Origin of the sequence: Brevibacterium sp. CT2-23B, assembly GCF_013168765.1 — a bacterium.
GTDB classification, from domain to species: Bacteria; Actinomycetota; Actinomycetes; order Actinomycetales; family Brevibacteriaceae; genus Brevibacterium; species Brevibacterium sediminis.
The window spans coordinates 214,875-230,493 of sequence record NZ_JABBYK010000004.1; the positions used below are offsets into that span (position 1 = coordinate 214,875).

Consider the following 15,619-nt stretch of genomic DNA (forward strand, 5'->3'; position numbering starts at 1 on the left):
GAAGTGTCGAGGAACCTCATGAGTCAACCGCAGGCAGCAACAACGGATCGAGACCACGGCTTCGTCAAAGCCCTCGGCTCGATCGATGCTCTCTTCATCGGATTCGGCGCCATGATCGGCTTCGGCTGGGTCGTGCTCACCGGAGAATGGCTGTCGGGCGCCGGCACCATGGGCGCCATCCTCGCCTTCGTCGTCGGCGGCATCATCATGTGCTTCGTCGGAACCGTGTACTCCGAACTCGTCGCCGCCATGCCGCATGCCGGCGGTGAGCACAACTACCTCATCCGAGCGATGGGCCCACAGGTGTCTCTCTTCGGTTCGTGGGCGATCACCGGCGGCTATATCAGCGTCGTCATGTTCGAAGCCGTCGCCGTGCCGAAGACCGCTCTCTACCTGTTCCCGGACCTCGAGTTCGTCAAACTGTGGACGATCGCCGACTTCGATGTGTACCTCACCTGGGCGCTCGTGGGCACGGTCACCGCAATCATCATCTCCTGGATCAACATCCGCGGAGTGAAGGTCGCGTCCCTCGTCCAGACCTTCGTCGTCTCGTTCCTCATCATCGTCGCCCTCATGCTCCTGGCCGGCGGGCTGGTCGGCGGCGAGGCCGCCAACGCCGAACCTCTGTTCACCGGCGGCGGCTCCGGCTTCATCGCCGTCGTCGCGGTCGTGCCGTTCCTCTTCGTCGGCTTCGACGTCATCCCGCAGTCGGCCGAGGAGATCAACCTGCCGCCGGCGAAGATCGGCAAACTCGTCGTCGCCTCGGTGTTCATGGCCATCGCCTTCTACGTCATCATCATCTGGATGACGTCCCTGGCTATGCCCGCCTCGGAACTGGCCACGCACGACCTCGTCACCGCTGATGCCCTCACGGTCATGTTCAACTCGGCGATCTGGGGCAAACTCGTCATCGCCGGCGGTCTGGCCGGCATCATCACTTCGTGGAACGCCTTCCTCATGGGCTCGTCCCGCCTCATGTGGGCGATGGCCGTGGCCGGAATGATCCCGGCCTGGTTCGGCAAGCTGCACCCGCGCTACCGCACCCCGGTCAACTCGATCCTCTTCATCGGAGCGCTTTCGGCGCTGGCACCGTTCCTGGGTTCGGCGGCCCTGGGGTGGATCGTCGACGCGGGTTCGCCCGCGATCGTCATCGCCTACTTCCTCGTCAGCGTCGCCTTCCTGGTCCTGCGCAAGCGCGAACCTGCGATGGACCGCCCGCTGCGCATCGGCGGCAAGGGCAACTCCGGTTTCGCCATCGGTGTCATCTCGGCCGTGCTCACACTCGTCCTCTTCGTCCTCTACCTGCCGATCACGCCGGTCTCCGCACAGCTCGCATGGCAGTCGTGGGCGATGTTCGGCCTGTGGCTGATCATCGGCATCGTCTTCATGTTCCGGCTGCCGCGCGGCGTCAAAGCAGGACCGAATGCCGAGAACGAACTCCTCGCGAAGGTCAGGGCCCTCCGCGGAAAGTGAACCTGTGAGCCGCCGCGCAGCACCTTCGCGCGCCCCTCGCCTTCAGTCGCATCCCGCACCACTAGTGGCAATCCGCACCGGGGGTCGCATCCCTCACCTTCAGCGACCTATCGCCCCTCTGCACCGGGGTGGTGAGCCGCTGCGGGTGAGGGGTGCATTGCTACCTGCAGGAGAAGCTACTCCGGGTGAGGGATGCCGGCATTGCCAACGGGAGGATTCGGCACCGACGGTGTGTGATGCCGCTGCTCTGAGCCGACTATCGCGCCCGAATATCCGAGCGCATCCGAACATGCGAACGCGGCCGCCGGCTTTGCGCAACGGCGACCGCGCTCGGTCTCGGGGAGCGGGCGTCGGCTCAGACGGCTGCGTCGAGGCCGCGCATCTTCAGGCGCTCACGCTGGTTGGGGTTCACGCTCGGGCGGAACGGCATCTCGACCACCTCGGCGCGCACCGGGACTTCGGGATCATCTGCGAACGGCTCCGGCAGATGCACCCAGTATTCGGTGCCGAGCTCGGTCGCCGACACCGGCACATGGGCCATCGCGATATTCGCTTCGAGTTCCGGCGAATACCACGGCGAGGTCACGTACCCAACCGCCTCACCGTCAGCGCTGGCGGAGACGAGCCAGAAGTCGGGCGCGTAATCTGTGATCGGTTTCCCGCCGACCAGCAGACCCACCAGCTGCGTGCGATACGGCGGGGTACCGGCCTCGATCAGCCCGCGCACCTCCTCGAGTCTGGCCTTGCCGATATAGTCGGCCTCCTTCTTCCGTGGTACCTGGTACGACAGGTTGACCTGGAACGGGAGCGTCTCGAAATCCATGTCCTGCCCCCACGAGAGGATGCCCGCGGCGATCCTGCGGTGGTGGCTGGGGGCGACGACCTTGATGTTGTACGGCTCGCCGGCTTCCAGGACGGCGTTCCACATATCCTCGGCGTACTTCGTCGCATCCTTGAGATAGATCTCGTAACCCTTCTCACCGGTGAATCCGGTCTGGGAGATGATGACGTCGCGGCCGCCGACCTGAGCTTCCATGAGTCCGTAGCTGGGCAGCGTGCGTCCTTCCTCCCCGACGAGGTCGGCGATGACGTCGACGGACTTCGGGCCCTGGACCTGCACTGGTGCGACGTCGATCTCAGCGATCGTGACGTCGAACCGGCCGCCGACGTTGACTCCCTGCAACCAGAGCATGAGGTCGGTGTCGGAGAGGCTGAACCAGAATTCGTCGATGCCGACCCGCAGCAGGATCGGATCGTTGAGGATGCCGCCGGCCTCGTTGCACAGGATGACGTAGCGGGCGCGCATCACCGGGATCTTCGTCGCGTCACGGGTGATGACGAAGTTGACGAACGCCTCGGCGTCGGGACCCTTGACCTGGATCTGCCGTTCGACGGCGACGTTCCACAGGGTCACATCGTTGACGAGAGACTGGTACTCGGCCATCATGCCGCCCTCGTCGCGGGGGATATAGCCGCGTGGATGGTACATCCGGTTGTAGATCGACGCCCGCCAGCAGCCCTGCTGCATAGACAGCTCCCAATAGGGCGACTTACGGACGCGGGTGTCGATGAGCATTTCGACCGGGGTGGGGCCGGATTGACGAAGGTTGATCGGGACTTCTCTGTGGCTTTGGTCCACTGACGGGACATTGTTGTCCATGGTGTTCCCCCTGCTTGCACAGTTTTATATTATGGAACTTGATTCCCATATCATGGGTACAATGAGTGTAGGATCGGACACACCGGGACGCAAGGGACTCGCACATGCGAGTTTCATGAATCGACCTCCGAGAAGGAGACGAGGATGTCACAGTCAACGCTGCGCAGTCTGTTGAGCACCACCCGCTACGAGGTTCTGCCCACGGCCGGGATCGTCGAACGCATCGAGGAGTACGTGGCACCGGGCCGCGAGATCACGGTGACCGCGTCGACGGGGCTGACCCTCGAGGCGACGCTGTCCACGGCCGAACAGCTCCAGGCCCTGGGCTTCCGCGCCGTGCCCCACCTGGCCGCACGGATGATCCACGGCAGACCCGAGCTCACGGAGATCGTCGATCGCCTCGCCGAGGCGGCTGTGGACCGGATCTTCGTCCCCGCGGGAGACGCCACTCCCCCGGCCGGCGGATACGTCGGTGCGCACGACCTCCTCGTCGATCTCTCATCCATGGCCGCACCGTTCCAGCACATCGGCGTCAGCGCCTATCCGGAATCGCATCCGATCATCCCCGACGATGTGACGATCCAGGCGATGTGGGACAAACGCGATTACGCCACGCACCTGGTGTCGAATCTGTGCTTCGATCCGGCGCTCATCGCGTCCTGGGTGCCCAGGGTTCGCGCACGGGGCGTCGAACTGCCGCTGGTCCTCGGTATTGCCGGCAAGGTGGAGCTAGCGAAGCTCGCCCGGGTCGCGACGAAGATCGGGGTGGGAGAGTCCACGCGGTTCTTGCGGAAGAACACGGCGACCTTCACGCGGATGGCCAAGCCCGGCGGATACAACCCGCGGAAGTTCCTCGACAAGATCGGCCCGGTCCTCGACGACCAGGATATGGGCGTCGCCGGTCTGCACATCTATACGTTCAATCAGATCAAGGACACCGAGGTCTGGCGCCGCAAGCAGCTCGCGGCCCTCGGCGGCGCCGAAGAGGTCTCGACCGCGTGGTGATCGGGTGGTGAGAAGCGACGATCGGGCCGATTCGATCACCCGATGTCGCTCCGGTGTCACACAATGGGATCCCCATCCGACACAGTAGGTGGCGGGCCGAAGAGTCACCCGCCGCAAAAGCATCAAGTGAAAGGGACCCCATGGCACGCATCAGCCTCGACCAGATGAACAAGAAGGCCTACGCCTCCGTCGCACATATGGATTCCTACTGCAGGCGAGCCCTCGGCACAGAACTCTACGACTTCGTGAAGCTGCGCGCTTCCATCGTCAACGGCTGCGGATTCTGCGTCGACATGCACTCCAGCGACCTGATCGCCATGGGAGTCTCCTCGCGCAAGGTCGTCAACGTCGCCGCCTGGCAGCACACCGGGTCGCTCTTCGACGACCGCGAGCGCAGCGTCTTCGCCCTCACCGACGCCGTGACGAAGATCGGACCGGACTCCGTCACCGACGAGATCTGGGAAGAGGCGACGCGCCACTTCACGGATGAGCAGCTGGGAGACCTCCTGCTCGGCATCTCGACGATCAATGTGTGGAACCGCCTGGCGATCAGCACCGAAACAGTCCCACCGGCCGAGGCAGAGTCTGCTGCAGCACCGGCAGACGGCGAGCAGTCGTGAGCCGCCGCCACTGAGAATCCACGGTGGTCTACATTGGTGCACGTGAACGCGCCTGACACCGAATCACCGGCGACCCGCGCCTGGGAAGAGCACCGGGGGCGACTCTTCGGAATCGCCTACCGCATGCTCGGAGACGTCGGGCTGGCCGAGGACATCGTCTCCAAGGTCGGCATCGCAGCGGTCGTCCAAGAGCGGAAGGGTGCCGCCGATAGTTCCGACGGTGCCGTTGGCCATTCGACTCAGCCGCCTTCCGGCACGTCGACTCAGCCGTCCGCCGGCCCCGGCAGGACCCGCACAGTGCGTTCCTGGCCGGGGTGGCTGACGACGGTCTGCGTCCGCCGGTCGATCGACCAGGCTCGGCATCTCGAGAGCGTCAAAGAGGAGTACCCCGGGTCGTGGCTCCCCGAACCGATTGCAACCGAAGCACTGCCCGATGAAGCCGTGGCGAACAGAGAGCTGCTGTCGGTGACCCTGCTGCATCTGGCCGATCAGCTCACTCCCGAAGCCAGGGCAGCCGTGGTTCTGTCCCGAGCATTCGACGTCCCCGCGAGCGAGATCTCTTCGATCCTGGACAAATCTGCCGCCGCTGTCCGGCAGATGATTTCAAGAGCCGAACGACGGCTCGACCTCGACAGAGACCTACCGCGCTCGGGCAACAGGCAGGTGATCGACCGCCTCGTCGACGCAATCCGCTCAGGCGATCAGAGCTCGGCGCTGCGTCTGCTGCTGGCCGACGATGCGATCTTCTGGAGCGACGGCGGAGGGAAGGTCCCGGCCACTCGGAATCCGCTGTTCGGCATCGATCGGATCATCCGATTCTTCGCCGCGGTATTCGATCCGAGCGATCCCAGCAGCCAGCAGGTGACAGGGGTGATCGCTGTCAACGGCGAAGCGGGCATCGGAATCGTCAAGGACGGTGATCTGCGAGTGCTGGCCGTCGAGGTCGACGACACCGGCCGCGTGATGGGCCTGCGACAAGTGAACAACCCGGACAAACTGAAACGGATGCGCACCGATCCTGTGTCATGACACCGGGTCCGACCGTCCCTACCGGTGGGTGACCTTGCGTCTGAGACTGCGCGAGAGCAGTCCCGCCTCGTCGACGAGCAGCGCACCGAGGCGATCGTGGTGTTCGGCGATGCGCATCGTCGGTCCGGAGATTCCCACGGCCGCGACGACGTCTCCGTCGATGCCGAACACCGGTGCGGCCAGAGCGTCGAGTCCGATCTCGAACTCTTCGTGGACGATGGCGAATCCGCGATCACGAACCGTGTCGAGATCGTCGGTGAGCTCCTTGCGTGAGCCCAAGGTCTTCTCGGTGCGCCGCTCCAGCCTGCCGGTCGGCAGCGGGATGACGTCATAGGCGAACATGACCTTGCCCAGAGCCGAGCAGTGCGGCGGCACCTCGACGTCCGCCCAGTTCGTGGCGCCGAGGACGAACGTCGAATCGACCTGGGCAACCTGGACGACTCCTTTGGGTCCCGGCATGGCGAGGTTGACCGTCTCACCGGTCTCCTCACTGAGGCGCTGCAGGGTCGGGTCGGCTGCGGCGACGAGGTTCTCCACTCGGTCGAAGCGGGAAGCATAGGTCGCGAACAGCGATCCGCCGCGGTAGAGGCCGTCACCGTCGCGTTCGACCAGACCGTTGCGTTCGAGGGCGGAGAGCAGGCGCGAGACCGTCGACCGAGCCAATGCGGTCTCTTCGACCACCTCGGTGTAGGAGATCGGGTCGTCGGACCTCACGACCAACGACAGAATCTCTGCCGCCCGGTCGATCGACTGGGTCCCATTGCTCATCGTGCTCAGCTCCGTCGGGGAAAGGGGGTCGGCGGAATCGAGGCCCACCGACCGCACTCACCCTACCCCACGCCCTCAGACTCTGGCCGGGTTGCGCGTCGTGAGTTACAGTTTCGAAATGAGCAACAAAGATGCGGGCTCGGGCGGCGTCCAATCCGTGGATCGAGCCGTGACGATCCTCGAGATCATCGCCCGCACGGGGCTCGCCGGGATCACCGAGATCGCCGGTGAACTCGGCGTGCACAAGTCGACTGCTTCACGCATCGTCTCCACCCTCGAAGCCCGCGGACTCGTCGAGCAGGACCATCGCCGAGGCAGATATCGTCTGGGCCTGTCCATCCTCCGCCTCGCCGGAGCGACGACCGCGCGTCTCGACATCGTCCAGGAAGCCCGCCCGATCACCAAGATGCTCGCCGAGGCGACCGGCGAGACGATCAACGTCGCCGTCCTCTCCGACGGTGCCGCGCTCTACCTCGATCAGGCTTCGTCGACTGCCTCGGTGCAGAGCCACAACTGGGTCGGGCAGCGCATTCCGCTGCACGCGACTTCCAACGGCAAGGTCCTGCTCTCCGGCCTGAGCGAGGCCGGCATCCGTGGGACCCTGGGCGCGAAGCTGACCCGCTACACCCCGCACACCGTGACCTCGGTTGCGCAGCTGCTCACCCAGATCGCCGAGGTGGCCACCACCGGATTCTCGCTCGTCGTCGATGAGCTCGAGGTCGGGCTGACCGCAGTGTCCGCTCCCGTGCGGAATGCTCACGGGGACGTCATCGCGTCGATCTCGGCCTCGGGACCGAGCTTCCGCTTCACCGAGGACAAGGTCGCCTCGGCGAAAGACCTGCTCACTTCGGCCGCCGCCGACATCTCGGCCCGCCTCGGGTGGCGCGAACACTGAGCCACGCGACGTCGGTACCCCACGAAATCGGCACGGACGCGCTCTTGGGGTCCCGCCTCGGCGTGGGTGTGGTCCTCCTCCTCGGGGAGGTGGTCAGTCGAGGATGTACGTGGTGCCGGTGTCGATGCTCTCGACGGCGCGGCGGTAGAGATTGCCCACCGCCTCATCGGAGGCCGGCGGGAACCCGGGGAAGAAGTCGTGGAAATGCGTGGCCGATTCCAGAACGGTCGGGCTGGCGACGTTGATGCGGATGCCGCGCGGCATCTCACCGGCGGCGGCCATGACGAATGATTCGATGGCTCCACTGGCCATCGCGGCCGCCGATCCGGTGGGGATCGCGGCGCGGGCCGTCACCCCGGTCGTCAGGGTGATCGAACCGCCGTCCCTGACATGGGGCAGGCCGATGCGCACCAGATCCAGCTGGGCGAGCGTCTTGCCGTAGAACCCCGACTCGAAGTCCTCCCGGGTCAGTTCCGTGACGGGTTTGAACGGGACGTGTCCGGCCGTGCACACGATGGCATCGACCTCACCGACCTCGTTCAGCAGCGCCTCGATCGTCGCCGGATCGTCGAGATCGACCGCCGGATCCGTGCTCCGACCGACCTGAATGACTTCGTGCTTGCCTTCGAGCGCTCGGACGGCCGCGGTTCCGACGTGTCCCTTGGCTCCGATGATGAGTACCTTCATGGTGTCTCCCTCGTCTCGCTGGTGTGGTGGTCTGCTGCGAGCCTAGGCACGTTCGGAGGCGAAGAGAAATACTTCTGTGCGGATATTCATGTCTGAGACGCATGAAAAGGCTGTCGCTCCGCCAGAACGGCTGGTCCCCCTGGGTGCCTCGGTCTTCCCAAGGACTCCGCCTCTCCGCGCGGCCTGGAGAATCCAGATCGGTCGCTATACGCTGAGCGCATGAGTGTTGAGCTGCGTCATCTCCGCGCCCTGGTCGCCATCGATCAGACCCATTCGTTCACGGTCGCCGCTGCGCTCCTCGGCACGACCCAGCCGACTCTGTCGCGGACCATTTCGCAGCTGGAGGAACTTGTGGGGACGACGCTGGTCGAGCGGACCACCCGCAGCGTCGTGCTCACCGAGCGGGGAATGGAGTTCGCTGTCGAGGCCGCGTCCCTCGTCGGCCGGCTCGACCGGCTGCTCGAACGCTTCGGCGACGATCGCGAACCCCTCCGGCTCGGATGGGCATGGGCGGGACTGGGCAAGCACACGCACGGGCTCATCAGGGAATGGCAGGCCACCTCGCAGACACCGATCGATGCGAGTCGACCCGACGATCTGGACGCTGCATTGGCCAAGGCCGATATCGACATCGCCATTGTGAAACGGGCCGTCGGTGAACCACAAGCACCCGAGGGACGAGAGTGCCGGCCGCTCTTTCGCGAGTCCCTCGTCGCAGCCGTCTCCGTGTCCAACCCGCTCGCGGCCAGCCCTCAGCTGAGCCTCGACCAGATCGCCCACAGCACGGTGGCGCTGTGCTCCGTCTCGCCGACGGCGAGTCTGCGGCTCTGGGACGACCGACCTGTCGCGCCTCGTCCGCTGATGGCGGGCAATACGGACGAATGGCTGGTCAACGTCGTCCTCGACAAGGCCGTCGGAGTCACCTCGGCGGCGACCTCATTCACCTACTCCCACCCCGAGGTGGTCTATCGCGAGATCGTCGATTCGCCCGAGGTCGACGTCACGATCGAGTGGAACACCCGCGGCGCCCACTCGGCCTGTCCCCGATTCGCCGAGTTCGCTCAGCGGTATTTCCGGGAGCTGACCGCTCAGCCCTGACGCTATCGTTCGACGCGATCGTCCGACCGCGCAATGACCGCGCAAGCGACCTCTTGACACTCCGGCCTCGGCGGAGGACGATCATCGTACGCAGTTCCACATAGCGCGCATCGTTGCATAATTCGCAACGATGCCGGTGAAGGCGAAGATGCTTTCAGAGAGGAGCCTGCTCATGGCTTACGTCCCCGCCCAGGCCAGCGTCGTCGTTGTCGGCGCCGGCATCGTCGGCAACAGCCTCGTCCACCATCTCGCCGAGCTCGGCTGGACCGATATCGTCCAGATCGACAAGGGCCCGCTGCCGAATCCGGGCGGCTCGACCGGGCACGCCTCGAACTTCATCTTCCCCGTCGACCACTCGCGTGAGATCACCGACCTCACCCTCGACAGCATGCGCCAATACAAAGAACTCGGGGTCTTCACCGAGTCCGGCGGCTTCGAAGTCGCCCGCACCGAGGAGCGCATGGAGGAGCTGCGGCGGCGCATGGCCTCGGCACGCGCATGGGGCATCGAATCCTCCCTCGTCACCCCCGCCGAGGTCGCCGAGAAGGTGCCGTTCCTCGATCCCGAGGCCATCCTCGGTGCATTCTGGACCCCGACGGTCGGAGTCGTCGATTCGGTCCGGGCGGGCACGATGATGCGCGAATCCGCCGAAGCCAAGGGAGCGCTCACCGTGTCCCCGAACACCGAGGTGACCGGCATCGATGTCAGGGACGGGCAGATCGCAGCCGTATACACGACGAAGGGTGAGATCGCGACGAACCGCATCCTCATCGCCTGCGGTGTCTGGTCCCCGCGGATCGCCGCCATGGCCGGTGCGGCCATCCCACTGACTCCGGCGGTCCACCAGATGATCAGCGTCGGGCCCGTCCCGCAACTTGCCGAGCGTCCCGGCGAGATCTCGTTTCCGATCGTGCGGGACATGGACACCTTCTGCTACGAACGTCAGCACGGCTCGGACATGGAGATCGGCTCCTATGCCCACCGGCCGATCCTCCACGACCCTGATGAGATTCCCTCGATCGAGGCGGCGAAGCTCTCCCCCACGGAGATGCCGTTCACCGAGGATGACTTCGACCCGCAGCTCGAACAGGCCGTCGAGCTCATGCCCGAGGTGCTGTCGAATCCGGACGTCGAGATCCGCTACGCGATCAACGGACTGCTCTCGCTGACTCCGGACGGGGCGCCCATCCTCGGCGAATCACCCCAGGTGAAGGGCTTGTGGTCGGCGGCGGCCGTGTGGGTGAAGGAAGGTCCTGGCGTCGGGCGGGCGGTGGCCGAGTGGATGACGCACGGACTGCCGGAGATCGACGTGCAGGGTGCCGACATCGCTCGATTCCACTCCCATCAGCGCACCCGCGAACACGTGCGCGCCCGCACCTCGGAGGCATTCAACAAGACCTATGGCATCGTCCACCCCGGCGAGCAGTGGGCCAGCGACCGTGACGTCCGCCGATCCCCGATGTGGCATCGCGAGGCCGATCTCGGGGCCGTGTTCTTCGAAGCCGGCGGGTGGGAGCGGCCGCAGTGGTATCAGTCGAATGCCGGTCTGCTCGAGGAGTTCGGTGACGCGGTCATGGACCGCAGCGCCGAATGGGATTCCCGCTGGTGGTCACCGATCATCAACGCCGAACACCTCGCCATGCGGCAGCGTGCCGGGCTCGTCGACCTCTCGAGCTTCGTCATCTTCGATGTGTTCGGTCCGGCTGCTCTCGACGCTGTCCAGCACATTGCCCTGGCTCAGATGGATGTCGCCATCGGTCGGGTCGTCTACACCCCGATCCTCGATGAGAACGGCGGGTTCCGTTCCGACCTGACGATCATGCGTCTGGCGCACGACCGGTTCCGCGTCGTCACGGGTGCCGCCCACGGAATGGTCGATCTGAAATGGTTCGCCGACCGACTGCCCGATATGGGGGCGCAGATCGCCGATCTCACGAGTTCGTGGACGACGATCGGGTTGTGGGGACCGCGAGCCCGCGACATCCTCGGCGGTCTCACCAGCTCCGATGTCTCCCATGAGGCGTTCAAGTTCGGCACCGCCCGGACGATTGAGATCGGTTCGCTCGAGGTGCTCGCCTCCCGCATCTCCTATGTCGGTGACCTCGGTTGGGAGCTCTACGTGCCGATGGAATCGGGGCTGAAGCTCTGGGATGCGCTCATGGACGCCGGCCACGCGCACGGACTGCTCCCCGTCGGACTCGGCGTCTACGGCACCACGGGCCGGATCGAGAAGGGCTACCGCGCATTCGGGGCCGAGCTCGACTCCGAGCGCAGCGTCGTCGAGGTCGGGATGGCCCGACCGAAGGTGAAGTCCCAGGACTTCGTCGGCAGGGCCGTGTATCTGCGCCACCGCGAGGAGGAGCCGAAGACGGTGCTGTGCTCGCTCACCGTCGACGATCACACGAGCGCCGGCGGGGAGAAGCGGTACATGCTCGGCGGGGAACCCATCGTCTCCGCGGACGGCGATCCGCTGATCGACGGGCACGGTCGCCACTCTTATGTCACCTCGGCGGGATCGGCTCCCAGCCTGGGCAAACACGTGCTCATGGCGTTCCTCCCACCCGCCGAGGCGGTGCTGGGCAACCGTCTGCAGGTCGTGTACATGGAGGAGTTCTATCCGGTGACGGTGGCATCGGTCGATTCGACGCCGCTGTTCGACCCTGACAACGAGTGCATCCGGAGGTAGCCGTGAACATCCTCGTCTGCATCAAACGTGTCCCCGATATCGCCGGTTCCGTCACTCTCGACGACGCGGGCACCGGGATCGACGAATCCGGGCTCGGCCACACCATGTCCTCACACGAGGAGTGCGCTGTCGAGCTTGCGATCCAGACCGCGGCCCAGGCCGGTGGGACCGTCACCGTGCTCACTCTCGGTCCCGCCGAGGCGGTCGAGCAGCTGCGTGCGGCCGTGGCGGTGGGAGCGAACGACGGCATCCTCGTCGAGGCGGCCGACCCGTCCGTGTTCGCCCCCGAGGATATTGCGCAGGTCATCGGTGATGTCATCCGCGATCGCGCCGAGGCGGGGCAGACCTTCGACCTCGTCCTCACCGGTGACGATGCCGCCGACACCGGCGATTTCCAGGTCGGGATCCGCCTGGCTTACGACCTCGAGTACCCGGTGCTCACGAATATCCAGACGATCAGTGTCGGCGGGGCGGATGGAGGCGGCGAACCCGGCGGCGAGCGCGGCGCCGGGCGGATCGAGGCGCGCGGGATCGGGCCGGTGGGAACGGAGATCTTCTCCCTCGATCTGCCCGCGGTCGTCGCAGTCCATGAGGGCGGGGTCGATCCGCGCTACCCCTCGATCACCGGGCGGATGAAGGCGAAGAAGGCGCAGGTCGTCGAATACGACGCACCCGTTCCGGGGACGGGCAGCCCCCGGATCCGGCTCGAATTGCCTGAGGTGAAGGCGAGTTCGGTGACCATCCTCGGCGAGGGCCCCGAAGCGGCTCCCGCCCTGGTCGATGTGCTCGAGGAGATCGGAGTGATCCGGCCATGACTATGGTTTTCGTCGAAACGGACCCGGCAGGTGAGGTCACACTCACCTCCGCCGAAGCCATCACCTTCGCCCGCAAAAACCCCCAATTACTACCTGACGGGGGCGCAGCAACCTCGCGCGAGGTATCTGGGCCGCCGTCAGGTAGCACGGAGGGGGTGGTGATCGGCCCGCTCAGTGATGCTGCGGTTGAGACGCTGGGGCGGCTCGGGGTCGGCGTCATCCATCATCTCGAGCATCCGGATCTCGCGGAGTATTCGGCAGCGGCCTGGGCGCAGGCGATCGTCGACGTCGCTCCGGAGGCCGGCACGCTGCTGGCCTCGGGCACCCCGCGTGGCATGGAGCTCATGGCCCACGCCGCGGTCCGCACCGGCGCCCGCATGGCTGCCAATGTCATCGCCGCCGACGCAGAGGGCCTGTTGCGTCAGGTCCACGGCGGCACTACCTTCGAACGCCTCCGCCTCGACGGGGATCTGCAGGTGCTCACGATCGCCGGTCACGCCTGCACTCCCGAAGAGACGACCCCAACCACCCCGGAGGTCTACGCCTATGACCTCACCGTCGCCGAGGCGGACCTGGCCACCCGTGTCCAGCGCACCGAGGTCGAGGCCGCCGATGATGCGTCCGGACTGACCTCGGCCAGGGCCGTGGTCGGGGCCGGTCGCGGGGTCGGTTCGGAGAACGGATTCGTCGAAGTCCTCGAACTCGTCGACCACCTCGGCGGTGCCCTGGGCGTCTCTCGCGTGGTCACGGGCCTGGGTTGGCGCCCGCACGCCGAGCAGGTCGGCCAGACCGGCAGCCGCATCTCCCCCGAAGTCTACATCGCCTGCGGGATCTCAGGAGCAATCCAGCACATGGCCGGAATCGAGGGGGCGAAGACGCTCGTGGCCATCAACACCGATGAAGAATCGACGATGGTCCAGCGGGCGGACTATGCGATCATCGGCGACCTCCACGAGGTGGTCGGAGCCGTCAACGAGGAGATCGTCCGCCGTCGCGGCTGAGCGCAGTTATAGTTTCCTCAAAGACCTCCGCAAATGGGGGTCTCCAGGAAGCGGCGAAAGGCGGCTGTCGTGCGCTCTGTCCACTTGAGTTCGACACGATCGGCGGATCGGCGGTGAACCGGCTCGTCCGCATCGCCTACCTCGGCTTCATCGCCGGCGATACCAAAGCCTTCACGATCATCCACCAGGTCTCATTTGCGATCCTGCTCGGGGCGAGCGCAGCCCTGCTCAGCGCCCTGCGACCGGATTCAGCAGTGGGCCACGAGTGGCTCATATCGGGGTCCGTCCTGCTCGTCATCGCCACGCTCGGTGCCGTCTACTCGGAGAAGTTCTTACGCCCCTGGGTGCCGAATCTCGCGATCCCACTGCTCGACTTCCTCGCCCTGGGCCTGTGCCGATTGGGAACCTACCCCGACGGGGCGGGCCTGTCGATCCTCGCCTTCACCCCTGTCGTCTGGCTGGTCACAAGCTTCCGCACACGCGGCGCCGTCATCGCACTCGGGGCAGTGCTCATCACCCTCACCCCAGTGAGCCTGTTCGGCGGAGATGCTCCGGTCGATGCCGCCCGGATCGTGCTCGCACTCATCCTGCCCGTGGCCGTCGTGCTCGTCTCCGGGCTGACCATCGGGTTCGAGACGCGCCTGCGTTCGATGAACACGCGCCTGACTGCGGCCCTTGAGCGGCAGCAGAGCCTGACCAGCGATCTGCAGAAGACAAGCGCGCTGCTGCGCGGCACCGGTGCCAGCGTCGACGTCGGATTGATCGTCTTCGACGAGAACGGGGACACCGCGTTCAAGAACCCCGCATTCACCTCCCACCTCGACGCGACGGTCAAACGCTTGGCCGGCGCTCGGACCACCTCGAATGGTCCCGGGGACGCAGACACCACCATCGGCAGTTCCGCCGCCGGAGACTCTGTCATCGACGAGTCCGCCATCGCCGACGGGGACATGTTCGGCGCCGATGGGCACACCCGAATCGACCCGAGGGAGTCACCGGTGGCCCGTGCCCGCCGCGGTGAACGGTTCGCCGATGAACTCATCTGGGTCGGCCCGCAAGGCGGTGATCAGCTGGCGCTGTCGATCTCCTCGGTGAGTTGGCAGGGGCACCCGAGCATCGCCCCGCACACGATCGTGACCACCCAGGACGTGACATCCACCCAGCAGCTCATCCGGGCCCGCGAACGCATCCTCGCCTCGGTTTCGCACGAACTGCGGACGCCGCTGACCTCGATCATGGGGTATACGGACCTCGCTCTCGACGAACTCGAGAACGGCTCCCGCGCAGCCGCCTCGGCGATCTCCTCACATCTGGCCGTCGTGCAACGGAACTCCGATCAGCTGCTCGCCATGGTCGAGGACATTCTCAGCGCCCAGCAGACACCGTCGAACCGCTTCGAACTGAACATCACCGAGTTCGAACTCGCCCCGCTCATCCACGACGTCGTCGAACAGCTTCGCTCGACGGCCGCCGACCAGAAAGTCGAACTCGCCGTCGAGTCCGCGGGTTCCCCGACGATTTCGGCCGATTCAAAGCGCATCACGCAGGTGCTGACGAACCTCGTGGTCAACGGCATCAAATACTCCGGCCCCGGACATCGCGTCACCGTCCGAACCCGCTCTGATGCGCTCGGCATCGGATTCGACGTTGTCGACGACGGAGCAGGAATGCCTGCCCGCGAGGTCGATCAGCTCTTCACGGCGTTCTTCCGCGGCGCTGCCGCCCGAGCTTCGAACCAGCGGGGCGTCGGATTGGGACTCTCCCTGGTCAAAGGCATTGTCGACGCACACGCCGGAACGATCACGGTGTCCTCGATCGAAGGCGCCGGCAGCACGTTCAGCGTCCGCATCCCCTCCCGAGACGAAGGAACTCGACCGTGACC

General features: G+C 65.7%; 13 protein-coding genes. 10 read left to right on the top strand and 3 right to left on the bottom strand.

Translation table 11 applies throughout. The annotated features are described in order from the left end of the window. Positions 1 to 18 precede the first annotated feature (18 nt). Complete coding sequence (locus tag HIM68_RS11960) at positions 19 to 1,473, top strand: APC family permease (protein WP_172172452.1); 1,455 nt, start codon at positions 19 to 21, stop codon at positions 1,471 to 1,473. A gap of 355 nt (positions 1,474 to 1,828) precedes the next feature. Here HIM68_RS11960 and HIM68_RS11965 read toward each other — a convergent pair whose 3' ends face one another. Next, complete coding sequence (locus tag HIM68_RS11965) at positions 1,829 to 3,133, bottom strand: glycine cleavage T C-terminal barrel domain-containing protein (RefSeq protein WP_172172454.1); 1,305 nt, start codon at positions 3,131 to 3,133, stop codon at positions 1,829 to 1,831. A 144-nt stretch (positions 3,134 to 3,277) separates the two neighbouring features. On the opposite strand from HIM68_RS11965, the gene HIM68_RS11970 reads away from it, so the two are divergent. The 3 genes from HIM68_RS11970 (at position 3,278) to HIM68_RS11980 (ending at position 5,787) form a co-directional block, all read left to right on the top strand. Then, on the top strand, positions 3,278 to 4,138 hold the full coding sequence (locus HIM68_RS11970) for a methylenetetrahydrofolate reductase (protein ID WP_172172456.1): 861 nt from the start codon (positions 3,278 to 3,280) through the stop codon (positions 4,136 to 4,138). Positions 4,139 to 4,278: 140 nt separating this feature from the next. Then, positions 4,279 to 4,758: a carboxymuconolactone decarboxylase family protein gene (locus HIM68_RS11975; protein WP_139906729.1), complete on the top strand. Its 480-nt coding sequence runs from the start codon at positions 4,279 to 4,281 to the stop codon at positions 4,756 to 4,758. Positions 4,759 to 4,800: 42 nt separating this feature from the next. Next, complete coding sequence (locus HIM68_RS11980) at positions 4,801 to 5,787, top strand: sigma factor-like helix-turn-helix DNA-binding protein (protein WP_367647520.1); 987 nt, start codon at positions 4,801 to 4,803, stop codon at positions 5,785 to 5,787. 18 nt (positions 5,788 to 5,805) lie between these two features. On the opposite strand, the gene HIM68_RS11985 is transcribed toward HIM68_RS11980, so the two are convergent. Then, the gene (locus HIM68_RS11985; protein WP_139469410.1) at positions 5,806 to 6,555 is read right to left on the bottom strand and encodes an IclR family transcriptional regulator; all 750 of its coding nucleotides are present in this window, start codon (positions 6,553 to 6,555) and stop codon (positions 5,806 to 5,808) included. Positions 6,556 to 6,673: 118 nt separating this feature from the next. Between HIM68_RS11985 and HIM68_RS11990 the strand changes: the two genes are divergently transcribed. Further along, positions 6,674 to 7,450 (top strand): IclR family transcriptional regulator, encoded by a 777-nt coding sequence (locus HIM68_RS11990; protein WP_172172457.1) that lies wholly within the window; start codon positions 6,674 to 6,676, stop codon positions 7,448 to 7,450. A 93-nt stretch (positions 7,451 to 7,543) separates the two neighbouring features. Here HIM68_RS11990 and HIM68_RS11995 read toward each other — a convergent pair whose 3' ends face one another. After that, complete coding sequence (locus HIM68_RS11995; RefSeq protein ID WP_139906726.1) at positions 7,544 to 8,137, bottom strand: short chain dehydrogenase; 594 nt, start codon at positions 8,135 to 8,137, stop codon at positions 7,544 to 7,546. A gap of 219 nt (positions 8,138 to 8,356) precedes the next feature. Here HIM68_RS11995 and HIM68_RS12000 point away from each other — a divergent pair, with 219 nt between their 5' ends. From HIM68_RS12000 to HIM68_RS19360, 5 genes are all read left to right on the top strand, one after another. Beyond that, the gene (locus HIM68_RS12000; protein WP_172172459.1) at positions 8,357 to 9,235 is read left to right on the top strand and encodes a LysR family transcriptional regulator; all 879 of its coding nucleotides are present in this window, start codon (positions 8,357 to 8,359) and stop codon (positions 9,233 to 9,235) included. Between the two features lie 172 nt (positions 9,236 to 9,407). Then, positions 9,408 to 11,921, top strand: a complete 2,514-nt coding sequence (locus tag HIM68_RS12005; RefSeq protein WP_172172461.1) for an FAD-dependent oxidoreductase — start codon at positions 9,408 to 9,410, stop codon at positions 11,919 to 11,921. Between the two features lie 2 nt (positions 11,922 to 11,923). After that, complete coding sequence (locus HIM68_RS12010) at positions 11,924 to 12,736, top strand: electron transfer flavoprotein subunit beta/FixA family protein (protein WP_172172463.1); 813 nt, start codon at positions 11,924 to 11,926, stop codon at positions 12,734 to 12,736. 2 nt (positions 12,737 to 12,738) lie between these two features. Then, on the top strand, positions 12,739 to 13,737 hold the full coding sequence (locus HIM68_RS12015) for an electron transfer flavoprotein subunit alpha/FixB family protein (RefSeq protein ID WP_253903952.1): 999 nt from the start codon (positions 12,739 to 12,741) through the stop codon (positions 13,735 to 13,737). A 113-nt stretch (positions 13,738 to 13,850) separates the two neighbouring features. After that, a complete protein-coding gene (locus HIM68_RS19360) occupies positions 13,851 to 15,617 on the top strand; it encodes a HAMP domain-containing sensor histidine kinase (protein ID WP_172172467.1) in 1,767 nt (588 codons plus the stop codon). The last annotated feature ends 2 nt before the right edge of the window (positions 15,618 to 15,619 follow it).